This window comes from Streptomyces sp. NPDC041129 (genome assembly GCF_055592265.1).
In genome coordinates this window covers 320,822-342,089 of sequence record NZ_JBVIYV010000003.1, presented here as the reverse complement: position 1 = coordinate 342,089, position 21,268 = coordinate 320,822, and the positions used below count along the sequence as shown (strand labels likewise).

20 protein-coding genes are annotated in these 21,268 nt (G+C 74.1%); 9 read left to right on the top strand and 11 right to left on the bottom strand.

Annotated elements, in window-relative coordinates:
* Position 1: 1 nt before the first annotated feature.
* Positions 2-796 (bottom strand): glutamate racemase, encoded by a 795-nt coding sequence (locus tag ACZ6B1_RS14365; protein WP_468778099.1) that lies wholly within the window; start codon positions 794-796, stop codon positions 2-4.
* Positions 797-835: 39 nt separating this feature from the next.
* Between ACZ6B1_RS14365 and ACZ6B1_RS14360 the strand changes: the two genes are divergently transcribed.
* Positions 836-2,029: a glycosyltransferase gene (locus ACZ6B1_RS14360; protein WP_468778097.1), complete on the top strand. Its 1,194-nt coding sequence runs from the start codon at positions 836-838 to the stop codon at positions 2,027-2,029.
* Positions 2,030-2,035: 6 nt separating this feature from the next.
* Here the strand turns inward: ACZ6B1_RS14360 and ACZ6B1_RS14355 are convergent, their stop codons facing one another.
* Complete coding sequence (locus ACZ6B1_RS14355; RefSeq protein WP_468778095.1) at positions 2,036-3,385, bottom strand: TerD family protein; 1,350 nt, start codon at positions 3,383-3,385, stop codon at positions 2,036-2,038.
* 309 nt (positions 3,386-3,694) lie between these two features.
* On the opposite strand from ACZ6B1_RS14355, the gene ACZ6B1_RS14350 reads away from it, so the two are divergent.
* From ACZ6B1_RS14350 to ACZ6B1_RS14335, 4 genes are all read left to right on the top strand, one after another.
* Positions 3,695-4,132: a DUF6643 family protein gene (locus tag ACZ6B1_RS14350; protein WP_468778093.1), complete on the top strand. Its 438-nt coding sequence runs from the start codon at positions 3,695-3,697 to the stop codon at positions 4,130-4,132.
* A 42-nt stretch (positions 4,133-4,174) separates the two neighbouring features.
* Positions 4,175-4,999, top strand: a complete 825-nt coding sequence (locus ACZ6B1_RS14345) for an MOSC domain-containing protein (RefSeq protein ID WP_468778091.1) — start codon at positions 4,175-4,177, stop codon at positions 4,997-4,999.
* A 156-nt stretch (positions 5,000-5,155) separates the two neighbouring features.
* A complete protein-coding gene (locus ACZ6B1_RS14340; RefSeq protein WP_468778089.1) occupies positions 5,156-5,761 on the top strand; it encodes an Rv1733c family protein in 606 nt (201 codons plus the stop codon).
* Positions 5,762-5,872: 111 nt separating this feature from the next.
* Positions 5,873-8,314: a right-handed parallel beta-helix repeat-containing protein gene (locus ACZ6B1_RS14335; RefSeq protein ID WP_468778087.1), complete on the top strand. Its 2,442-nt coding sequence runs from the start codon at positions 5,873-5,875 to the stop codon at positions 8,312-8,314.
* 22 nt (positions 8,315-8,336) lie between these two features.
* On the opposite strand, the gene ACZ6B1_RS14330 is transcribed toward ACZ6B1_RS14335, so the two are convergent.
* Positions 8,337-10,667: a hypothetical protein gene (locus tag ACZ6B1_RS14330; RefSeq protein ID WP_468778085.1), complete on the bottom strand. Its 2,331-nt coding sequence runs from the start codon at positions 10,665-10,667 to the stop codon at positions 8,337-8,339.
* Positions 10,668-10,973: 306 nt separating this feature from the next.
* On the opposite strand from ACZ6B1_RS14330, the gene ACZ6B1_RS14325 reads away from it, so the two are divergent.
* The gene (locus ACZ6B1_RS14325; protein ID WP_468778083.1) at positions 10,974-11,804 is read left to right on the top strand and encodes a DeoR/GlpR family DNA-binding transcription regulator; all 831 of its coding nucleotides are present in this window, start codon (positions 10,974-10,976) and stop codon (positions 11,802-11,804) included.
* A gap of 25 nt (positions 11,805-11,829) precedes the next feature.
* On the opposite strand, the gene ACZ6B1_RS14320 is transcribed toward ACZ6B1_RS14325, so the two are convergent.
* Positions 11,830-12,954 carry a PLP-dependent cysteine synthase family protein gene (locus ACZ6B1_RS14320; RefSeq protein ID WP_468778081.1) on the bottom strand — a complete coding sequence of 375 codons (1,125 nt, stop codon included), beginning with the start codon at positions 12,952-12,954 and terminating at the stop codon, positions 11,830-11,832.
* A gap of 379 nt (positions 12,955-13,333) precedes the next feature.
* Here ACZ6B1_RS14320 and ACZ6B1_RS14315 point away from each other — a divergent pair, with 379 nt between their 5' ends.
* Positions 13,334-13,657: a hypothetical protein gene (locus ACZ6B1_RS14315; protein ID WP_468778080.1), complete on the top strand. Its 324-nt coding sequence runs from the start codon at positions 13,334-13,336 to the stop codon at positions 13,655-13,657.
* 207 nt (positions 13,658-13,864) lie between these two features.
* Positions 13,865-14,482, top strand: coding sequence for an ATP-binding protein (locus ACZ6B1_RS14310; protein ID WP_468778078.1), 618 nt, complete (start codon positions 13,865-13,867; stop codon positions 14,480-14,482).
* A gap of 233 nt (positions 14,483-14,715) precedes the next feature.
* On the opposite strand, the gene ACZ6B1_RS14305 is transcribed toward ACZ6B1_RS14310, so the two are convergent.
* From ACZ6B1_RS14305 to ACZ6B1_RS14285, 5 genes are all read right to left on the bottom strand, one after another.
* Entirely contained in the window at positions 14,716-14,997 is a 282-nt protein-coding gene (locus ACZ6B1_RS14305; protein ID WP_468778075.1) for an SHOCT domain-containing protein, read from the bottom strand.
* A gap of 495 nt (positions 14,998-15,492) precedes the next feature.
* A complete protein-coding gene (locus tag ACZ6B1_RS14300) occupies positions 15,493-15,639 on the bottom strand; it encodes a hypothetical protein (RefSeq protein ID WP_468778073.1) in 147 nt (48 codons plus the stop codon).
* Positions 15,585-16,199, bottom strand: a complete 615-nt coding sequence (locus ACZ6B1_RS14295) for an NUDIX hydrolase (protein ID WP_468778071.1) — start codon at positions 16,197-16,199, stop codon at positions 15,585-15,587. Before ACZ6B1_RS14295 ends, ACZ6B1_RS14300 begins: the two co-directional genes overlap by 55 nt.
* Positions 16,200-16,222: 23 nt before the next feature.
* Complete coding sequence (locus tag ACZ6B1_RS14290) at positions 16,223-17,458, bottom strand: ROK family protein (protein WP_468778068.1); 1,236 nt, start codon at positions 17,456-17,458, stop codon at positions 16,223-16,225.
* 46 nt (positions 17,459-17,504) lie between these two features.
* Positions 17,505-18,155, bottom strand: coding sequence for an alpha-ketoglutarate-dependent dioxygenase AlkB family protein (locus ACZ6B1_RS14285; protein WP_468778562.1), 651 nt, complete (start codon positions 18,153-18,155; stop codon positions 17,505-17,507).
* A 76-nt stretch (positions 18,156-18,231) separates the two neighbouring features.
* Between ACZ6B1_RS14285 and ACZ6B1_RS14280 the strand changes: the two genes are divergently transcribed.
* Positions 18,232-19,368: a methyltransferase gene (locus ACZ6B1_RS14280; protein ID WP_468778560.1), complete on the top strand. Its 1,137-nt coding sequence runs from the start codon at positions 18,232-18,234 to the stop codon at positions 19,366-19,368.
* On the opposite strand, the gene ACZ6B1_RS14275 is transcribed toward ACZ6B1_RS14280, so the two are convergent.
* Positions 19,355-20,248, bottom strand: coding sequence for a class II fructose-bisphosphate aldolase (locus ACZ6B1_RS14275; protein WP_468778066.1), 894 nt, complete (start codon positions 20,246-20,248; stop codon positions 19,355-19,357). The two genes, ACZ6B1_RS14280 and ACZ6B1_RS14275, sit on opposite strands and share 14 nt — an antisense overlap.
* A gap of 26 nt (positions 20,249-20,274) precedes the next feature.
* Positions 20,275-21,156, bottom strand: a complete 882-nt coding sequence (locus tag ACZ6B1_RS14270; protein ID WP_468778062.1) for an SIS domain-containing protein — start codon at positions 21,154-21,156, stop codon at positions 20,275-20,277.
* Between the last annotated feature and the right edge of the window lie 112 nt (positions 21,157-21,268).

Below are 21,268 nucleotides of genomic sequence, written 5' to 3'. Positions count from 1 at the left end.
GTCAGTGCCGGTCGGCGAGCGGGCCGGCGGACGGCAGCAGCCGTCCCTCGGGGTAGAGCAGCGCGGCCGCGGGCAGCGCGCCCTCCCGGCCGCTGAGCAGCACCGTCAGCGTGCCCTCGGCCGGGGCCTCGGGAGTGGGCTGTTCGCCGAGGCGGCGCAGGGCCTGGGCGGCGACCGCCCCGGCGGAGCCGTGCAGGGCGAGCGGGGTGGCGCTTTTGTTCCGTACGGCGGCGCGGATACGGTCCGCGACCAGTTCGTAGTGGGTGCAGCCCAGGACGACGGTCGTGACGTCGTCCGGGGTCAGCGCGGCCGCGGCGGCGACGGCGGCGTCGATGGCCGCCTCGTCCGCGTGCTCCACGGCCTCGGCCAGCCCCCAGCAGGGCACCTCGGTGACTCGGACACCGTCGGCGAACTCCTCGATGAGACCGCGCTGGTAGGGACTGCCGGTGGTGGCGGGCGTGGCCCAGATGGCGACCGGGCCGCCGCCGGCGACGGCCGGCTTGATCGCCGGGACCGTGCCGATCACGGGGATGCCGGGCTCCAGACGGGTACGCAGGGCGGGCAGGGCGTGCACGGTGGCGGTGTTGCAGCCGATGATCAGGGCGTCCGGCCGGTGGGCCGCGGCGGCGTCGGCGACGGCCAGGGCACGTGTGGTGAGGTCCTCGGTGGTGCGCGGCCCCCAGGGCATGCCGTCGGGGTCGAGGGAGAGGACGAGGTCCGCGTCGGGCCGCAGGCGCCGTACCGCGGCGGTGGCCGCCAGCAGGCCGATTCCGGAGTCCATGAGCGCGATCTTCACCCGGCCACGATAGACGATGGGCTCCGGCCGGCCGGTCGGGTGGGGCAGACTGCGCCCGTGAGCGCCATCGTGTGGATCGCCGTCGCCTCCCTCGCCGCCTGGTGCTGGCTGCTGCTGTGCCAGGGCTTCTTCTGGCGCACGGACGTCCGGCTGCCACCGCGCAGCGGTGCCGGTGACTGGCCGTCGGTGTGCGTCGTGGTGCCGGCCCGGGACGAGGCCGCGGTGCTGCCCGCGAGTCTGCCGTCACTGCTCGCCCAGGACTATCCGGGGCGCGCCGGGATCGTCCTCGTGGACGACGGGAGCACGGACGGCACCGGCGATCTCGCCCGCGAGCTGTCCCGCCGGCACGGCGGGCTGCCGCTCGCGGTGGACTCCCCCGGCGAGCCGCCGGCGGGCTGGACGGGCAAGCTCTGGGCGGTGCGGCACGGCATCGCCCTCGCACGCGCGCGTGACCCCGAGTACCTGCTACTGACGGACGCCGACATCGCGCACACGCCGGACAGCCTGCGGGAGCTGGTGGCGGCGGCCCGTACCGGCGGCTTCGACGTGGTGTCGCAGATGGCCCGGCTGCGGGTGGAGAGCCTGTGGGAACGGCTCGTGGTACCCGCGTTCGTCTACTTCTTCGCGCAGCTCTATCCGTTCCGCCGGATCGGGCGGCGTGGGTCGCGTACGGCGGCGGCGGCGGGCGGCTGTGTGCTGTTGCGCGCGGACATGGCGCAGCGGGCGGGGATCCCGGACGCCATCCGGCATGCCGTCATCGACGATGTCGCCCTCGCGCGCGCGGTCAAGCGCGCCGGCGGTCATGTGTGGCTGGGTCTGGCCGACCGGGTGGACAGCGTGCGGCCCTATCCGCGGCTGCACGACCTGTGGCGGATGGTCTCGCGCAGCGCCTACGCCCAGCTGCGGCACAGCCCGGCGCTGCTGCTCGGCACCGTCGCCGGGCTCGCCCTGGTGTACCTGGTGCCGCCCGCGGCCGTGGTGGCGGGGGCGGCCGCGGGGAGTGCGGCCACGGCGGTGGCGGGCGCGCTGGCGTGGGCGGTGATGGCGGGGACCTACCTGCCGATGCTCCGGTACTACCAGCAGCCGCTGTGGCTCGCGCCGCTGCTGCCGTTCACGGCTCTCCTCTACCTCCTGATGACGGTGGACTCGGCCGTGCAGCACTACCGGGGGCGGGGTGCGGCCTGGAAGGGCCGCACGTACGCGCGTCCGGAGGTGCGGCCCGACGAGGGCTGACCCGGTTCACTTGCGGCCGGGCGTCCAGTTCATGCCCCACCCGTAGGCGCGGTCTATGGTGCGCTGCGGGCTCACCCCCCGGTCGGGCACCAGGTACCGCGCCTCGCGCCGGACGACGAGGTCGCCGCCCGTGCTGGTGATCAGGGCGAGGGCGCAGACCGTGGAGGGGACCGTGCACTCGTCCAGGGAGAAGTCGATCGGGGCGCCGTGCTGGGGCTGGAGGGTGACCGTGGCGTGCAGGTCGGCGAAGGAGGCGGCGCCCTCGTAGACGGTGACGAAGACCAGGATGCGCCGGAAGTCCTGCTTGTGGTCGAGGTTGACGGTGAGGTTCTCGCCGTTCGCCGCCGCGCCGGTGCGGTCGTCGCCGTCCAGGTGGATGTACGGCGGGCGGTTCAGCGATCCGAAGGCGTTGCCGAGGGCCTGTACGACGCCCTTGCGCCCGTCGGCGAGTTCGTACAGGGCGCACAGGTCGAGGTCGACGTCGCCCTGGCCGCCGCCCCATCGGCCGCCCCAACCCGGGAACTGCTTGCGCACCTGCCAGTTCAGGTTGACCCGCATGGCTCCCGAGGTGCCGCCCTGCTTGGCCAGCGAGACGGAGGGGGCGGCCTTGGTGAGGGTGACTTTGGAGAGGCGGACCGGTGCGGCCGCGGCGGGTGCCGGGGGCGGCGGCAGCGTGACCGGTGCGGTGACCGGCGGCGGCATGGTCACCGGCGGTGCGGCGGGCGAGGGCGGCGCCGCGGCGGGCGGGGCGGGCGGCGTCACGGGCGACGGGGGCGGCGCGCTCGGCGACGACGGCGCGGACGGCGAAGCGGGTGCCGGCGGCGCGGCGTGCTGCCGCGGTTCGTCGACGGTGATGCCGAAGTCCGTGGCCAGGCCCTCCAGTCCGCTGCTGTAGCCCTGGCCGACGGCGCGGAACTTCCAGCCGCCCTGGCGCCGGTAGAACTCGCCGAGCACGAAGGCGGTCTCGGAGGTCGCACCGGGGCTGTCGAAGCGGGCGACCACCGCACCGCCGCCGTCCTCGGTCACCTCGATGTAGAGGCCGGGAACCCGTCCGAACGTCCCGCCGTCGGACGAGGCCGCGAGGACGATCCGGTCGATCCCGCTCTCCACCCGCGCAAGGTCGACGAGGAGGGTGTCGGTGACCCGCTCACCGGCGGTCCGCTTGCCCTCGTGCCGGACCGCGCCGGAGGGGTGCGCGGGCTGGTTGTAGAAGACGAAGTCCCCGTCGGAGCGGACCTTTCCGGCCGCGAGGAGCAGCGCCGAGGCGTCCGCGTCGGGCACCGAGGGCCCCGGGCGCCAGCCCAATTCGACGCGCAGGGCCGTGGTCGGCACCGGCGCATTCGATCCTTTCGTCATTGTCATGTCCGCCCCCATCGCGTGTCGGTGTGCGTCCCGGACGTGCCCGGGCGCCCCGGATGATCGCTACCCGCCCAACCTATTCCCGGGGGCGGCGAACGCACATGAGGGGCGCGGGAAGACCGGTGAAGATCGCCGGTCAACCGCCGGTAACCCGTCAGGAGCTCGGCTTTTACACGATCCAAACCCTGATCGGCGTCCATTTTTGCCGAGTTCGCTCGTATTGGGGATCCCGCGTCACTGCCGACACGGAAAACAACCCTCTTATCGGTCTCCCCAACCAGCACATCGTGGGCTTAACTTATGGCCATGACCTCCCCCCGCTCCACTTATGGCGGCGGCTACTACTCCGCCTCCTTCCCGGACACCCCGATCTACGACTCCCTCGTGGCCGAGCGGGGTACCCCGCAGATCGCCCCGATCCGGGTACCCGCCGCGTACGACACGGGCAGCAACCTGCCCGCGCTGCCCTCGGCGCTGCCGGCCCTCCCGGCCGGCCCGTCGTACCAGGCCCCCTCCTACGGCTACCCGCAGATGCCGCAGCCCGCCCCGCTGCAGCAGGCGCCCACGGCGTACATCCCGCAGCAGGCGAGCGCGCCCCGCGGTTACCCGGGCCCGCAGGCGCCGCAGCAGCAGCGCCCGATGGCCGGCGGGACGGGGTACGAGGCGATGCGCCCCGCCGCCCCGCGGCCCGCGGCGGCTCCGTACCAGGACCCGTACAACAACCAGCAGTACCGCGGCTACTGACCCGCGGCCCCGGCTGCCACTGCCACCTGGCACGATGGCCGCATGGGGAACGCACGAGTGCGGTCGATCCACGTCCATCCGGTCAAGGCGTTCCGGGGTGTCTCGCCCCGGGAGGCCGCGGTGGAGCCCTGGGGGCTGGCCGGGGACCGGCGCTGGACACTGATCGACGACGGGGGAAAGGTCGTCACACAACGCGAGCAGCCGCGTCTCGCGCTTGCCGCCGCCGAGCCCTTGCCCGGTGGCGGCATTCGCCTGTCGGCGCCCGGACGTGAACCGCTGGAGGTCGCGGTCCCGGAACCGGCCGCCACGGTGCCGGTGAACGTCTTCGGCACGAAGGTGGCGGCGGTCCCGGCGTCCGGCACCGCTCATACGTGGTGTTCCGGCCATCTCGGCGCCGGTGTCCGGCTGGTCCACATGGACGATCCGGCCTCCCGCCGCCCGCTGGATCCCGAGTACGCGCGGCCGGGCGAGACGGTGAGCTTCGCCGACGGCTATCCCCTGCTGGTCACCACGGTCGCCTCCCTCGACGCCCTGAACGAACTGATCGCGCGGGGCGACCACGCCGCCGAGGGTCCGCTGCCGATGGACCGCTTCCGGCCCGGCGTGGTCGTCGAGGGCACCGAGCCATGGGCGGAGGACGACTGGTCCGGCCTCGTCATCGGCGAGGTGGCCTTCCGGGTCGCCAAGCCCTGTGCGCGCTGCGTGGTGACCACGACCGACCAGGGCACCGCCCGGCGCGGCCGCGAACCCCTGCACACCCTGGCCCGGCACCGCAGGGTCGGCGGCCGGCTGCTGTTCGGCCAGAACCTGGTGCCGCTCGCGACCGGCACGGTCCGGGTGGGTGACCCGGTACGGGTGTTGTCGTGACTCCTGGGAACCCCGGCGCGGGGCCCGGTCGTTGGGACACCATGAGCAATGCGTGAACGGCCCGGCCCGGGAGTGAGGTCACTCGCTCCCGGCGCCCGGGCCCGGGGGTGGGCGGCTCCTCGGGGGACCGCCGAGGAGCGGAAGGGGGTGGGGGACGTGCGGGCCATCAGAGGCCTGTGGCGCTGGCGGCGGAATCCGCTGCGCCGTGCGACCGATCTGACCGAGGCCTGGGTGGCCCTCGTGGCACTGGTGCTGATCGCCGTGGCCGCGCCGGTGACCGGCACCCTGGTCGGGGTGACGGCTCAGGACTCCCTGCAGCGCTCCGCGCGGGAGCAGCAGCACGAACGCCACCTCGTCTCGGCGACCGTGGTGCGAAGAATCGGCGGCGCCCCGGTCGAGACCGACCCCGACACCAGCGCCGTGGGGGACGCCCACAGCCGGGTCCTCGCCGACTGGACGGCACCCGACGGCGGCCACCGGCGCGGACCGGCCCTGGCGAAGCTCAGATCGCCGCATCCGGGCGACCGCTTCGGGCTCTGGACGGACCGGGACGGCCGGGTGACGACACGCCCGCTGGACTCCCCCACGGCGACGACGCACGCCGTACTCGCCGGTCTGGGGGCCGCGTTGCTGACCGCGGGCCTGGTCGAGTGCGGCAGGCGGCTGATCGTGTGGCGCATGGTCCGCCGCCGGTACGCGCGTTGGGACCACGCCTGGGATCGGGCGGGTCCGGACTGGGGCAAGGCGGGCACCGGCAGCTGACGGCCTTCCGGCTCTGGTCATCCCACCACCCGCGCGCACGCTACGGTGGACCGGCCGACTCGCATTCGGCACCAAAACCCGCGTACTACGAGGTGGGGGCACGGCAACGCCATGGCACAGGGCACGGTCCAGGTGACGCACAGCGGTACTTCGCGGTGGCGTCGCCGCACGGGTGAGTACGCTTCGCTCGCCGCAGCCCTGGAGGCCGCCGCCGACGGCGACATCCTCACCATCGCTCCCGGCACCTACCGGGAGAACCTGGTCGTGCGGAGGCCGGTGACCCTGCGGGGTCCCGAGGGCGCCCCCGGCTCGGTGCGGATCGCGCCTGCGGACGGTGTACCGCTGACCGTGCGCGCCTCGGCGGTCGTGCAGGACCTGCACGTGGAGGGCCAGGACGCGGCGGCGCCCGCCCTGCTGGTGGAGGAGGGCACGCCCGAGCTGAGGGACGTGCGGATCGTCACCCGGTCCGCCGCGGGCATCGAGGTGCGCGGCGGGGCGCGCCCGACCGTGCGCCGCTGCACCGTCGACAACCCGGCCGGCATCGGTATCGCCGTACTCGACGGCGCGGGCGGGGTGTTCGAGGAGTGCGAGGTCGTCGCGGCGGGTCAGGCGGGGGTCTCGGTCCACGGCGGGGCCCGTCCCCGGCTGGAGCGCTGCCGGGTGCACCACGCCGCCGGCAACGGACTGACCGCGATCGGGGAGAACTCGGCGCTGGAGGCGGTCGGTTGCGAGGTGTACGAGGTCCGGGGCTCCGGGGTGCAGATCACCGGGCGGGCCACGGCCCATCTCACCGACTGCGATCTGCACCGCACCACGGCCGACGGCGTCACGCTGGACACGGACGCGGTGCTCACGCTCGCCGACTGCCGGATCCACGACGTCCCGGAGAACGCGATCGACCTGCGCTCCCGCTCGGTGCTCACGCTGACCCGGACGACGGTCCGTCAGTTCGGCCGCAACGGCCTGTCGGTGTGGGACCCGGGCACCCGGGTCGACGCCAACCAGTGCGAGATCTTCGACAGCACCGGTGACTATCCGGCGGTGTGGGTGAGCGACGGTGCCACCGCGGTACTCGACGCCTGCCGGGTGCACGATGTACCGGACGCACTGTTCGTGCTGGACCGCGGCTCGCGCGCGGACGTCGTGGACAGCGATCTGTACCAGGTGCGCAACACGGCGGTGTCGGTGAGCGACGGCGCGACCGCGCAGCTCGACGACTGCCGGATCCGGGACGCGGCCACCGGCGCCTGGTTCCGCGACCACGGCAGCGGCGGCAACCTCGCCAACTGCACCGTGGACGGCACCCAGACCGGTGTGATCGTCACCAAGGGCGCCGACCCCACCGTCGAGCGGTGCACGGTCGACTCCCCCGCCGAGGCGGGGTTCTACGTGTCGGCGGGCGGCCGGGGCACCTTCGTGAACTGCCGGGTCAGCGGCAGCGGCGGCTACGGCTTCCACGTGATCGACGGGTGCCGCACGACGCTGCGCAAGTGCCGTACCGAGCGGTGCGCGCGCGGTGGCTACGAGTTCGCGGACGCCGCCGGGCCGGACACGGGCTCCGGGACGGGTCCGGTGGTGGAGGACTGCACCAGCGACGAGAGCGGCGGTCTCCGGCCGCCGGCACCGCGCGAGACGGCCGAGCAGTCGGCGTCCTCCTCCGCGGGGCTGCTCGGAGCGATCCCCGGCCAGCGCGCCCTGGACGCGGAACCGGCCGTCGCCGCGGTCGGGCCGGAGCAGCCGGCCCGGTCCTCGACGGCCGTGCTCGGTGAACTGGACGCGCTGGTGGGCCTGGAGAGCGTCAAGCGGGAGGTCAGGGCGCTGACCGACATGATCGAGGTGGGCCGGCGCCGGCAGCAGGCGGGCCTGAAGGCGGCCTCGGTCAAACGGCATCTGGTCTTCACCGGCTCCCCCGGCACGGGCAAGACGACGGTGGCGCGGCTGTACGGCGAGATCCTCGCCTCCCTCGGGGTGCTGGAGAAGGGCCATCTGGTCGAGGTGTCCCGGGTGGACCTGGTCGGTGAGCACATCGGCTCGACGGCGATCCGCACCCAGGAGGCCTTCCAGCGGGCGCACGGCGGCGTCCTGTTCATCGACGAGGCATACGCGCTGTCCCCCGAGGACGCCGGGCGCGACTTCGGCAAGGAGGCCATCGACACGCTGGTCAAACTGATGGAGGACCACCGGGACTCGGTCGTGGTGATCGTCGCCGGCTACACGGCCGAGATGGAGCGCTTCCTCTCCGTCAACCCCGGGGTGGCATCACGCTTCTCACGGACCATCACCTTCGGTGACTACGGCCCCGAAGAGCTGCTCAGGATCGTGGAGCAGCAGGCCGACGAGCACGAGTACCGGCTGACTCCGGGCGCGTCGGAGGCGCTGCTGAAGTACTTCACGGTGATCCCGAAGGGCGCCGCTTTCGGCAACGGCCGTACCGCGCGTCAGACGTTCGAGGCGATGGTGGAACGGCACGCGAGCCGTGTCGCCCAGCTCGCGGACCCCAGCACCGACGACCTGACCCTGCTGTACGGCGAGGACCTGCCCGAGCTGCCCTGACCGGAGCACAGGGCGGGGAGCGTCACGGTCGCGGGCGTTCCGGGCGCTGGGCGGGCAGGTCGGGGCGCAGGCGGGCCAGGAGACGGGCCCGTTCGCGGGCGAAGGCCGGATCGGCCTGGTAGTCGGAGTGGCCCAGGATCGGGGCGGGGAGCGGGTGCTCGGGGGTGCGGCCGTAGGCGAGGGGGTCGCGCAACGGCTCGTGGTCGACCTCGGGGCCGCAGTCGCCGGGGAGACGGACCGGGCCGCCGATGGGGTCGGTGGGGCGGTGGAGGTTGCGCCAGCAGGCGACGTCCCGGTGCAGGGCGGCCAGCGCGGACGGGCCGAAGTGGGCCGGGAACCACCGGCCGTAGAGACGCTCCAGCGGGGAGCCGTAGGTGAGCAGGGCCACCCGTTTGCGGGCCGAGGGGCTGAGCTGCCAGGCGGCGGACGCGGCCAGCACACTGCCCTGGGAGTGGCCGGAAAGGACCAGCCGGCCACCGGTGCGCGCGGTCCAGGTCGCCATCCGCCACGTCAGGTCCGGCACCGCGCGCTCGGCGTAGCAGGGCGGGGCGAAGGGGTGGGCGGCGCGCGGCCAGAAGGTGCCGACGTCCCAGAGGATGCCGATGGTGCGCCGGGCGGAGGCGTCCCGGTAGGCGCGCCGGCCCCAGGTGACGAACAGCAGGAACCCTATGCCGACCAGCCAGGAGCCCAGCGCCTGCGAGGTCTCGGCAACCGCCTGGACGACGTCGTACGTCCGCCGGGCCGCCCCTTCGGGTGGCTCGCCGGTGGCCAGGGCGCCCGCCAGCGCGGCGGCGCCCAGCAGCAGGGTGGTGGCGCAGAGCACGCCGAGGACCAGCGGTGCACGGTCGGTGAGGGTGGCCATGGCCCGCGCATGGGCGATGCGGCGGGTGCGGGAGGGGTCCTCGGGCTCGCCCGAATGCTCGTGGCGTACCCGGTCGCGCTCGGCGCGGGCGAGGCGGGTGGTGCGCCGGGCCAGGTGGGCGGCGAGGAGCAGCAGCAGCGCGAGCAGCGGCGGGATGACGGAGGCCTGCCAGGTCAGCAGTACCGGCGGCCCGTCGAGGAGGGCGCGGGTGCCGTCCAGCCAGTCGGCGACGCGCTGCGCGATGCCGCCGGACATGACACCGCCCAGCGCGCAGGCGAGCAGCGCCACCGCCGGCCCGCCGAGGCCGCGTCCCGCGGCGCGCGGGTCGGGCCGACGGCGGTACAGGTCGTGGGCGACGGCGGCGAGGACGACGACGAGCAGTCCCTGGGTCAGCATGAGTGCGCCGAAGGCGGCGTCACCGGGCAGCTGACCGGCGGACCGCCAGCCGGGACGGGACCAGCCGGCGTGGACGAGGGTGAGCAGCAGCAGGACGAGGGCGCCGAGCGGAAGGCGCCGTACGAGGTGGCGGTCGAGCCTGTGGTCGGGGCACCGCTCGCTGCGGCCGCGGCGGCAGACGACGGCCACCACGGCCGCCGCGCAGCCCAGCAGGGCCGCGGCGAGGAGCCAGCCGAGCATGTCCAGGGCGGCCGGCCCGCCGGGACGGTGGTCGAAGCGGGCCGTGGGCGTGGCGACGGCGGCGGCGACCGTGAGCAGGCCGGCCGCGGTGTGGGCGGCGCGCAGCCGGGCCACCAGGCGGCGCCCGTACCAGAAGCCGGGCCGGGCCAGGGCGCTCGCGTCGGTCTCCGGCTCGGGATCGCGGGACATCGGCTGGTGCGACTCGTAGGCGTTCCAGGTGCGGTGCGAGAGGTACCAGAGCAGGGCGGTCAGCGCGGCCGGGATCAGCGCGGCGAGCGCGAGGCGGCGGCCCGGCTGGGTCCACCAGGCGTTCCCGGCCACGGCCGGGGAGAGGAAGCCCAGCCAGGTGTGGCGGCGGGCGCAGTCCGCGACGCCCGCGCACTGCCAGGCGACCAGGTCGAGCGCGACCTCGCAGGCGGTGGCCGTGAACAGCACGGTCAGGGTGAGCGCGGCCAGCCGCACGAGAAGGCCGTAGAGCCGGACGGTGCGCCTGCGTCCGTGGGCGGCGGGCCGCATCCAGTGGGCGAGGTTGACCACCATGAAGGGCAGCAGCAGGAGCCACAGGGCCCGGGTGCCGTCACCGGAGGTGAGGTTGCACCAGACGTACGCCTCCCGGACCGGTTCGCCGCGGGGTCCGTCCACGGCCACGGGCTCCCCGGCGTCGGAGGCGCGCCGGAAGATCGCGGCCGTGTCGTCGCCGGTGATCCGCACGGTGCGCGGGTCGTCGAGCATCTTCTCGGGTGTGGTGCCGCCGACGCCGTGCACCAGGAGTTCCAGCTCGGCACCGGCCGGTGCGGGCCGTAAGGCGGAGCCGTCCGTCTCCGGCCCGGGATTGCGTTCCTGCGCACGTTCCACTGTCAGCACTTCCCCCGTGACGCGCCTGCTGGACGCCTGTCCACGCCGGCTTCAGGTTCTCCGTTTCCGGGCCCGCGTACACCTCTCGTCACGCAATCTCCCCGATCCGTGTGACAGCGGCCCGGCTCCCCGGCGCCGGTTCTCGGCCGTAATGGCATGTGCGCGTCGGGAAAGGCGGTGGCGCGTCCGCCGCCGTCCCGTGAAAAGATGGAACGCCCGTACACCGGGGACCGCTGGACCTCCAGGTCGGAGCCGGTGCGGCGGGCGGGTCGGACGACGGATCGCGGCGAAGGGACCGGAGCGTACGTGAGTGAGAATCAGAACCTCCTCGCGGAGCAGCGCCGCGCCCTGATCCTGGACGAGGTCCGGCGCCGGGGCGGCGTCCGGGTCAACGAACTGACCCGCAAGCTCGGTGTGTCCGACATGACCGTGCGGCGCGATCTGGACGCGCTGGCCCGCCAGGGCATGCTGGAGAAGGTGCACGGCGGCGCGGTCCCGGTGGTCGAGGCGAGCACGCACGAGCCCGGTTTCGAGGCCAAGTCGGCTCTGGAGCTGACCGCCAAGGAGGACATCGCGCGGTCCGCCGCCCGGCTGGTCGCTCCGGGCACGGCGATCGCCCTGTCCGGCGGGACGACGACCTACGCGCTCGCGCAGCACCTGCTGGAGGTGCCCGACCTGACCGTGGTGACGAACTCGGTGCGGGTCGCCGACGTCTTCCACGCGGCGCAGCGCACGTCGGGGCAGCGGCAGGGCGCGGCGACGGTGGTGCTGACCGGCGGGGTGCGCACCCCGTCCGACTCGCTGGTGGGCCCGGTGGCCGACCAGGCGATCGCCGCGCTCCACTTCGATCTGCTCTTCCTCGGTGTGCACGGGATATCGGTGGAGGCCGGACTGTCCACGCCGAACCTCGCCGAGGCCGAGACGAACCGCCGGCTCGTGCAGTCGGCGCGCCGGGTCGTGGTGGTGGCCGACCACACCAAGTGGGGGACGGTGGGCCTGAGTTCGTTCGCCGGGCTGGCGCAGGTGGACACGCTGGTCACCGACGCGGGTCTGCCCGCCGAGGCACGTACGGAGATCGCCGAGCATCTGCACCGGCTGGTGGTGGCGGGCGAGACCGAGGACGACGAGGACATCTGACGGCTGACGGTGCGTCGGCGGGCCCTCAGCCCGGCCACACGCCCGTGGCCAGCAGCGACTCGATGGCGGCCGTGTACGGGGCGATGTCCAGGCCCTGCTCCTCGAGCCAGGAGTCGGAGTAGTACTTGTCCAGGTAGCGGTCCCCGGGGTCGCACAGCAGGGTGACGACGCTGCCGGTGCGGCCCTCGGCCACCATCTCGGAGACGATCTTCAGCGCGCTCCACAGGCCGGTCCCCGTCGAGCCGCCCGCCTTGCGGCCGATGGCGCGTTCGAGGGCGCGTACGGAGGCCACGCTGGCCGCGTCCGGGACCTTCATCATCCGGTCGATCGCGCCGGGCACGAAGCTCGGCTCCATGCGCGGCCGGCCGATGCCCTCGATCCGGGAGCCGCAGTCACAGGTGACGTCCGGATCGCCGGTGGTCCAGCCCTCGAAGAAACAGGAGTTGTCCGGGTCGGCGACACAGATGCGCGTGTCGTACTGCATGTAGTGCACGTAGCGCGCGAGGGTCGCCGAGGTACCGCCGGTGCCTGCCGTGGCGACGATCCAGGCGGGCTCCGGGAAACGCTCCAACTCCAGCTGGCGGAAGATGGATTCGGCGATGTTGTTGTTGCCGCGCCAGTCCGTGGCCCGCTCGGCGTAGGTGAACTGGTCCATGTAGTGGCCGCCGGTCTCCACCGCGAGGCGGGCGGACTCCTCGTACATCTTCCGGGAGTCGTCCACGAAGTGGCACTGTCCGCCGTGGAACTCGATCAGACGGCACTTCTCGGCGCTCGTCGTGCGTGGCATGACCGCGATGAAGGGCACGCCGATCAGCTTGGCGAAGTACGCCTCGGAGACAGCCGTGGAGCCGCTGGACGCCTCGATCACCGGGCGGCCCGGCCGGATCCAGCCATTGCACAGGCCGTAGAGGAACAGGGAGCGGGCGAGCCGGTGCTTGAGGCTGCCGGTGATGTGCGTCGACTCGTCCTTCAGATACAGGTCGATGCCCCACCGCTCGGGCAGCGGGAAGCGCAGCAGGTGCGTGTCCGCGGAGCGGTTGGCGTCGGCCTGGACCTTGCGGACGGCGTCTTTCAGCCAGTCGCGATAGGCGGTGTCGCTGCGGTCGACGTCGAGGGTGGCGCCGGTCCGGATCTGTGGGGTGGTGCTCACGGCGGGGCTCCTTACGCTGAGCGCCGACGGCACCTCGAGCGGCCGGCACTTCGCATCATAGGCACCTTCCACACCTATTCTCACCTGCATAAACGCATCTTTGGGCCTCTCAAAGGGACGCTGGGGCACAGCAGTGCGAGGCGCCCCGGGGCGCATTGGCGCGAGTACTCCGGGCGCCCCTCGCGCGCGCCCCTTGCGCACTGGTGCTCCCGACCCCGCCGGGGCAGACTGCACCGGACGGGACGATCGTCCCGGACAGCGGCGCACACTGGATCACGGCACCGCGTCGACCCGGACCGGTACGACCGGACACGGGCCGGGTCCGGACCCACGCGGTCCGGCATCGCGGCGAAGGACGCGCACAAGGGGGCGGCAGGACATGGCGGAGCCGGAGTTCACGGCCAAGGGCGTGCGGATCGGCAAACGGCTGCGTTCGCTCACCCGGGCCGGGCAGGTCCGGATCAGCGACGGCCGGGTCGAGTTGCTCACCAGCTACGGCAGCGAGATCGACAGCGCGCCGGTGCAGGCGGTGCGCGCCTCCAGGCCGTGGTTCGCCCCGGAGGACCGGGCACACGCGGACCTCAACGGCCAGCGCTACTCGCTGACGCTGGGGGAGCACGACCCCGCTCCGGGCGAGCCGGGGCCGCCCGCGGCACGGCGGTTCATCGAAGCGGTGCGCCGCGCGGCCGGGCGCGGTGGCTGACCGGCAACCGACGGTGGCGAGTTGCGGGAGCGCATCCGCTGCGTCACGCTGTTCTCACGTCACTCTGGGTTTACCGGCGATAACGCTGCGAACCAGCCCGCCGGCCCTCACAGCAGGCGGACGTTTGGACGCAAGCACCCTGCTGGATCCGTTTGTTCTCCGTGTTTCCTCCGGTTCCTCCGGACCTCACATCGGGGAGTCGCAGCCGTGATCAGTCACTCAAGCAGGCACTGCACGGTGGAGCTCCAAGCCCTGCCGTCGCGGATCGGCCAGGTCCGCAGAATCGTATCTGCGCAGTTGCGCTACTGGCATATGGACCCGTTGATCGACCGGGCCGCGCTCGGTGTGACCGAGCTGCTCAGCAACGTCCACCGGCACGCCCGGCCCGACAAGTCGTGCACCGTCGAGCTTGAACTGCTGGCCGAACGGCTCACGGTCTCGGTGCGCGACCACGATCCACGCCTCCCCGTGGTCGCCGACGCCGTCGAGGCGCCGGACCTCCTCCCGCTGGCCACCTGCGGGCGTGGGCTCGCGATGGTGGCGGCGATGAGCGAGAGCTGGGGGGCGCGCCCCGAGGGCGACGACGGCAAGGTCGTGTGGTTCACCCTGCCCGCGCCGTCGACGGCGGTCCGGCAGCCGGCTCCCTCGCCGCGACCCGCGTCCGGGCGGCGGCCCGCGCCCAGGCTCACCGAGGCGCGGCCGGCCCCGGTGGCGACCACGCCGGTCACCGCCGCGCCCACACCGGTCGCCGCGGCTCCCGCCCCTGCCGTGGCGCATGCCTCGGCCGTGGCATCCGCTCCCGCCCGGTCGGCCGTTCCCGGCTGACCGGGCGGTGACGCCACGACGACGTACGGACGGGGCGGGCCGCGACGACCGCCCGCCCGTGTGCCATGACGGGACGCCGCGACGGGACCCGAAGCGGGTTCCCGGTCCCGCCGCGCACCGCCCGGCCCCTCACTTCGCGGCGAGCGCGCCGAGCACGTCCCGGCCGGCGGGAAAGCCGCCGTCCGTACCGTAGAGGCCGCGCGTGGCGGGGCGCACCGCCGCCGTCGTGGTCGTCACGCCGCACCGTCCCTGCGGCCGAAGTGCTCCTCAAGGACGGACAACCGGCGCCAGTACTCGTCCTCGTCGATCTCGCCGGAGGCGAAGCGGCGGCCGAGTACCGCGAGCGGCGCGTCGGCCGCCGGGCGGCCACCGTCCACCGGCCGCCACGGTCCCCTCCCCCACCGGCCGGTGCGTCGCAGGAAGGTGAGGGCACCGATCACGGCGGCCGCCCAGATCAGGGGGAGGAAGAGGATCCACGGGCCGGGCCCGCCGTCCCAGTTCGCCAGGGTCTGCATCTCGTTCGTCTCCGTCGTCGTCTCGGGTCATCGGGTGATGTCAGGAGACTCCCTCCGGAGGGGGGTCCGGGTCGTCGTGCGGCCGGCGGCAGTGCGTGTACCTCCACGGGAGTACGCGAAGGAGACGCCGTACGCCCCACCGGGCGCCGCCGCGGCCCGATCGTGCGGATCTCCGTCCCCCGCAGGCGGTCCTGCGGGGGCCCGCCCGGAGGACGGGAGGCGCGACACCGCCGGTCCGCGACCCGAGGAGACGAGACGCCCATGGCACTTCAGACGCGCGACCGCCGCGGGACCGCCGCGCTTGCGGCGGCCGGCCCGGCCCGCTTCTGCTCGTACGACTGCACGTACCGCGTGCCGTGCGGCGAGGCCCGGGGCAGGTCCGCCCCGACCGCGGCGTGGAACTCACCGCCAGGCCCCGGCCCCGGACGCCAGCCGGCACCCAGGGCCTGTCACCCACGGCGGCCGGGGCGCTGCCGCCGAGCCGGTTCCCGCGGCTCAGGCCGCGGCGTCCGCGTAACGGCTGAGGACCGGTTCCAGGTAGTCGACGTGCGGTCCTTCCAGCCCGTCCAGACCGGCCGGCGGGCGGATCAGTTCGATCCGGTCGAACTCGGGCTCGCGGCCCTCGCCCGTCTCCGTGCGCACCAGCCGCGCGTACCGCTCACGCAGTTCCCGGCCGGGGCACGGGGGGCGAGGAACATGACGCCGACGCCGCCTCCCGCGCCCCGGGTGGTCAGCCACAGGGTCAGGGCCTCGGCCGAGGTGTCGGAGCCGGTCTCCTCGGACAGCTCGCGGGCCGCGTGCCGGCGCAGCCCGTCGACGTCCAGCTCGGCTCCCTCGTCCGGTGGTTCGACGGTCCCGTCGGGGAGCTGCCAGCGGCCCGGCGCCGCGGTCGAGGCGGCCATCCGCCCCACCATCAGGCGCCCTTCGCCGGACGGCTGCACCACGGAGACGAAGAGGGAGGAGCACACCGGCGCGTCCGGTACTCCGCGCAGCGCGCGGTACCGGTAGGTGGCCCGGGCCCACGACAGCACCAGACCGTCCCGCCCGTCCCGCTCCAGGCCCGTCAGCGCGGCGACCGGACCGTCGAAGAGCGCCGGATTGGCCCGAACCGCCTGCTCCCACCGGCGGTCCATGGCCGACCGGTGCTCCGGTGACAGCTCGGGCGCGGTGGTCTCTACGAGCCGGATGCGCGGGGCGTCCATCAACTCCACCCCGCCGGCCCCCGTCACAGCGCCGCCAGCGGATCGTCCAGCACCGGCTGCCAGGCCAGCTCGGCCGCGCCGACCAGGCTGTTGTGGTCCAGGGTGCAGGCCAGGACGGGGACGCCGCCGCTCTGCCCCCACAGACTGCGGTCGGCGACCACCGCGCGCAGGCGTCCGGGGTCGGCGTCGAGCAGGGTGCGGTGCAGGCCGCCGAGGATGATGCGGTCGGGGTTGAGGATGTTGACCAGGCCGGCCAGGCCCAGTCCGAGGCGGTCGATCAGGGCCTCGCCGGCGGTGCGCACGGCCGGGTCGGTGTACTGGTCACGCAGCATGTCGTTGGCCTGCTGGAGCAGGGAGACCTCCGGGCCGGGCTCGCGGCCCGCCTCGACGAGCAGGGCCAGCGGGTCCGTCTCGACGTCGAGGCAGCCGCGGCTGCCGCAGTGGCAGGGGCGGCCCTCCGGGTTGACGGTGAGGTGCCCGACCTCCAGGGCGAGCCCCGAACTGCCGGTGTGCAGGCGGCCGTCGAGGACCAGGGCGCCGCCCACGCCCCGGTGCCCGGTGGCCACGCACAGCAGGTCCCGGGCGCCCCGGCCGGCGCCGTGCCGGTGCTCGGCGAGCGCGGCTAGGTTGACGTCGTTGGCCGCGAAGGCGGGGCCGGTGATGCCGGCGGCGCGCACGCACTCGGCGAAGATCCGGCGGACCGGTGCGCCCACCGGCCAGGCCAGGTGGAGCGGGTTGAGGGCCAGGCCGTCGGGTTCGGCGACGGCGGAGGGCACGGCGAGTCCGGCGCCCACGCAGCGGCGGCCGGTGGTGCGCAGGAGTTCGGCGCCCGCCTCGACGACCGAGCCGAGTACCTTCGCGGGATCCGCGTCGACGGTCTCGCAGCCGGGCGCCGTCGCCACGATCCGCCCGCCGAGGCCCACCAGCGCCGCGCGGAAGCCGTCGGCGTGGACCTGCGCGGCGAGTACCACCGGGCCGTCCTCGGCGACCTCGAGACGGTGCGAGGGGCGCCCCTGGGAACCGGCAGCCGCGCCCGGCCGGGCGTCCACCCGGATCAGCCCGAGCGCCTCCAGTTCGGCCGCCACCGCCCCGGCGGTCGCGCGGGTGACCCCGAGTTCGGCGGTGAGCACGGCCCGGGTCGGCGCCCGCCCCGTGTGCACGAGCTCCAGCGCGGGTCCGAGCGCACCGCGCCCCCGGTCCAGCCGCGCCCTCGAGGTGGTCCCTTCCCCCGCCTTACGGGGGTCCGCCTTGCCGGTCATGAGGGGAGTCTCCCATGATCCGCAGCCGTCGGTGCCTGCCCCGGATCTACTGACCGCCGACCCGCAGGGTGATGTTCAGCCTCCCGGACAGCCCCAGTTCCGGCGGCGCCGTGCCCGGACGCACGCGCGGCACCCCGTGGAAGGCGAGGCGGGACGGCCCGCCGAACACGAACAGGTCGCCGCTGCGCAGTTCGACGTCCGTGTACGGCCTGGTGCGGGTCTCGGTGTTGCCGAACCGGAAGACACAGGTGTCGCCGAGACTGAGCGACACCACCGGCGCGTCCGACCGCTCGTCGCTGTCGCGGTGCATGCCCATGCGGGCGTCGCCGTCGTAGAAGTTGATCAGGGCGATGTCGTACGGCTCCGCCGGGAGCGCCCGTGTGCCGAGCGCGTCGGTCACGGCGTCCCGGGCCAGCTCGTCCAGCCAGGCCGGGAACGGCTTCACGGGTGCGCCGTCGCCGTCGACGGCGGTGGGCGCGTAGCCGTACGGGTACCAGTGCCGGCCCAGGCAGACCTGCCGGGCGCTCATCGTGCCGCCCCCGGGAGTGCGGACGGTGCGCAGGCCGGCCGGGGGCCGGGCCCACTCGCGGCAGGCGGTGAGCAGCGCGCGCTGCCGCTCGGCGGCCAGCCAGCCGGGGACGTGCACGGCGCCCGGCGCGACCCGCGTCGGCTCCCTGGCGAACAGCTCGGCATCCATGCCATCCATGCCCTCCATCCTGCACGAACGGTCGTGAGCTGCGGCTCGGCTAGCCTGGAGCGCGATGAACGACCGTATGACGACGCCATGGGGCGAGTTCGACCTGTCCCGCTTCCCCGCGGACCCCCGCGACCCGCTGCGCGCCTGGGACGCCTCCGACGCGTACCTGCTGCGGCACCTGGCCGAGGAGGGGGTGCCGCTGACGGGCACGGTCGTGGTGGTCGGCGACCGCTGGGGCGCGCTGGTCACGGCGCTCGCCCGGCACCAGCCGACGCAGATCACCGACTCGTTCCTCAGCCAGGAGGCGACCCGGGCGAACCTGGCCCGGGCGGGCGTCGAACCCGGTGCCGTGCGGCTGCTCACCACCCAGGACCCGCCGCCGGAGCGGGTGGACGTGCTGCTCGTGCGGGTGCCGAAGAGCCTGGCCCTGCTGGAGGACCAGCTGCTGCGGCTCGCGCCCGCCGTGCACGCGGGCACGGTCGTGGTCGGCACCGGGATGGTGAAGGAGATCCACACCTCCACGCTGGGTCTGTTCGAGCGCATCCTCGGGCCGACCCGGACCTCACTGGCCCGGCAGAAGGCCCGGCTGATCCTCTGCTCCCCGGACCCCGCACTGGAGCGGCCCGCCAGCCCGTGGCCGTACGGCTACGACCTTCCCGACGATGTCGGTGCGGTCTCCGGGCGTCCGGTCGTGAACCACGCGGGGGTCTTCTGCGCCGACCGGCTCGACATCGGCACCCGGTTCTTCCTGCGGCACCTGCCGGCCGGGCGGGGCGCCGGGCGGGTGGCGGACCTCGGCTGCGGCAACGGTGTGGTCGGTACGGCGATGGCGCTGGCCGATCCGGAGGCGGAAGTGCTGTTCGTGGACGAGTCGTTCCAGGCCGTGGCCTCCGCCGAGGCGACGTACAAGGCCAACGGGGTCCCCGGGCACGCGGAGTTCCGGGTCGGGGACGGGCTGGCCGGGGTGGCGCCGGGCAGTGTCGACCTCGTGCTGAACAACCCGCCGTTCCACTCCCACCAGGCGACCACCGACGCGACGGCCTGGCGGATGTTCACCGGGGCGAAGCGGGCGCTTCGCCCCGGCGGCGAGCTGTGGGTGATCGGCAACCGGCATCTGGGCTACCACGTCAAGCTGAAGCGGCTGTTCGGCAACAGCCGGCTGGTGGCGAGCGACCCGAAGTTCGTGGTGCTGAAGGCGGTCAAGCGGGGCTGACCGCCTGATCCGCGGGGGGTGCGGCCCGGCCGCCGGCCAGGATCCCGATGATCCGGGCCACCTCCCGGGCCATCGCGTCCCTGCCCACGTGCAGGTACTTGCGGGAGTCGACGGCTTCCGGGTGGGCGGCCAGGAAGTCCCTGATCGCGCCGGTCATGGCCGCATTCAGGGCGGTGCCGACGTTGACCTTGGCGATGCCGCCCGCGACCGCGGCCACCAGGCCGTGGTCCGGCACGCCGGAGGAGCCGTGCAGGACCAGGGGTACGGACAGCGCGGTGGACAGCCTCCCGAGCAGGGCGTGGTCCAGGGCCGCGGTGCGGGTGGTCATCGCGTGGGCGCTGCCGATGGCCACGGCGAGCGCGTCGACCCCGGTGCCGGTGACGAAGTCGCCCGCCTGGGCGGGGTCGGTGCGCGCCCCGGGCGCGTGGGCGTCCAGCGGGGGCCGGCCGTCCTTGCCGCCGATCTGTCCCAGCTCGGCCTCGATCCACAGGTGCTGGGAGTGCGCCCAGTCGGCGGCCGCCCGGGTCGCGGCGAGGTTGTCGGCGTAGGGCAGGTGGGCGGCGTCGTACATCACCGAGCCGAACCCGGCGCCGGGCGCCTGGCGCAACAGGTCGTCGCTCTGGACGTGGTCGAGGTGCAGTGCGACGGGGACGTCGGCGCGTTCGGCGGCGGCGACGGCCGCGCGGGCCAGCGGCAGGAGACGCCCGTAGCGGAACTTCACGGCGTTCTCGCTGACTTGCAGGATCACGGGGGCGCCGGTGGACTCGGCGCCGGCGATGACGGCCTCGACGTGTTCCAGGGTGATGATGTTGAACGCGGCGACGGCGGAGCGGGTTTCGGCGGCGCGGGTGACCAGTTCACCGGTGGTCGCGAGGGGCACGGCTCGTCTCCTTTCCGGAGCACGGGTCAGGAGGCGAGGATCACCGAGCGGGTGAGGTGGCGCGGGCGGTCGGGGTCGAGGCCCCGGCGGGCGGCGACGGCGACCGCGAGGCGCTGGACGCGGACCAGTTCGGCGAGCGGGTCGAGCGTGCCCGCGATCCACGACCCGCCCGTGCCGCGCACCTGCTCGGCGAGGCCGGCGGGTGCCTCGCCGAGCATCCAGGTGGCGGTGCCCTCGGTGGTGACGCTGATCGGCCCGTGCCGGTACTCCATCGCCGGGTAGGCCTCGGTCCAGGACAGCGAGGCCTCTCGCATCTTCAGGCCGGCCTCGTTCGCGAGACCCACGGTCCAGCCGCGTCCCAGGAACGTGAACTGCGTGCTCTCGACCAGGCCTTCGGGCAGCGGGGTCGCGAGGGCCGTGCGTGCGTCGGTGACGACGGCCGCGGAGTGCAGACCGAGGCGGGCGCGCAGCAGGGTGAGCGCGGTGGTGGCGAACCGGGTCTGGACGACGGAGCGTTCGTCGGCGAAGTCCAGCACGACGAGGTCGTCGGCGGCCGACATCACCGGGGTGGCGGGGTCGGCGGTGATCGCGGTCGTCCTGGTGCCGCCCCTCACCCGTGCGAGCAGCTCCAGTACTTCGGTGGTGGTGCCGGAGCGGGTGAGGGCGACGACCCGGTCGTAGGAGCGTCCCGGCGGGAACTCGGAGGCGGCGAAGGCGTCCGTCTCGCCCTGCCCGGCGGTCTCGCGCAGGGCGGCCACCGCCTGCGCCATGAAGTACGAGGTACCGCATCCGACGATCGCGACCCGCTCGCCCGGCGCCGGCAGCGCCCCGGCGTGCCGCCCCGCCTCCTCGGCCGCGCGTATCCAGCACTCGGGCTGACTGTTCAGCTCGTCCTCGACATGGCTCATGCCACACCCTCCCCTTGCTGATTGTTCTTGCAAGATATAGCGGGCTTTCGAGCACAATCAAGCATTTGGACGCGGGGCCAGGTGCGCTAGGGTCGCCGGGGATACGGAGAAC

Excerpts from the sequence above, each read along its gene's own strand:
- ACZ6B1_RS14345 (WP_468778091.1), top strand. The coding sequence starts at position 4,175 with ATGGGGAACGCACGAGTGCGGTCGATCCACGTCCATCCGGTCAAGGCG.
- ACZ6B1_RS14285 (WP_468778562.1), bottom strand. The coding sequence starts at position 18,155 with ATGGATGCCGAGCTGTTCGCCAGGGAGCCGACGCGGGTCGCGCCGGGC.
- ACZ6B1_RS14355 (WP_468778095.1), bottom strand. The coding sequence starts at position 3,385 with ATGACGAAAGGATCGAATGCGCCGGTGCCGACCACGGCCCTGCGCGTC.
- ACZ6B1_RS14350 (WP_468778093.1), top strand. The coding sequence starts at position 3,695 with ATGACCTCCCCCCGCTCCACTTATGGCGGCGGCTACTACTCCGCCTCC.
- ACZ6B1_RS14335 (WP_468778087.1), top strand. The coding sequence starts at position 5,873 with ATGGCACAGGGCACGGTCCAGGTGACGCACAGCGGTACTTCGCGGTGG.
- ACZ6B1_RS14280 (WP_468778560.1), top strand. The coding sequence starts at position 18,232 with ATGACGACGCCATGGGGCGAGTTCGACCTGTCCCGCTTCCCCGCGGAC.
- ACZ6B1_RS14315 (WP_468778080.1), top strand. The coding sequence starts at position 13,334 with ATGGCGGAGCCGGAGTTCACGGCCAAGGGCGTGCGGATCGGCAAACGG.
- ACZ6B1_RS14295 (WP_468778071.1), bottom strand. The coding sequence starts at position 16,199 with ATGGACGCCCCGCGCATCCGGCTCGTAGAGACCACCGCGCCCGAGCTG.
- ACZ6B1_RS14270 (WP_468778062.1), bottom strand. The coding sequence starts at position 21,156 with ATGAGCCATGTCGAGGACGAGCTGAACAGTCAGCCCGAGTGCTGGATA.
- ACZ6B1_RS14305 (WP_468778075.1), bottom strand. The coding sequence starts at position 14,997 with ATGCAGACCCTGGCGAACTGGGACGGCGGGCCCGGCCCGTGGATCCTC.
- ACZ6B1_RS14290 (WP_468778068.1), bottom strand. The coding sequence starts at position 17,458 with ATGACCGGCAAGGCGGACCCCCGTAAGGCGGGGGAAGGGACCACCTCG.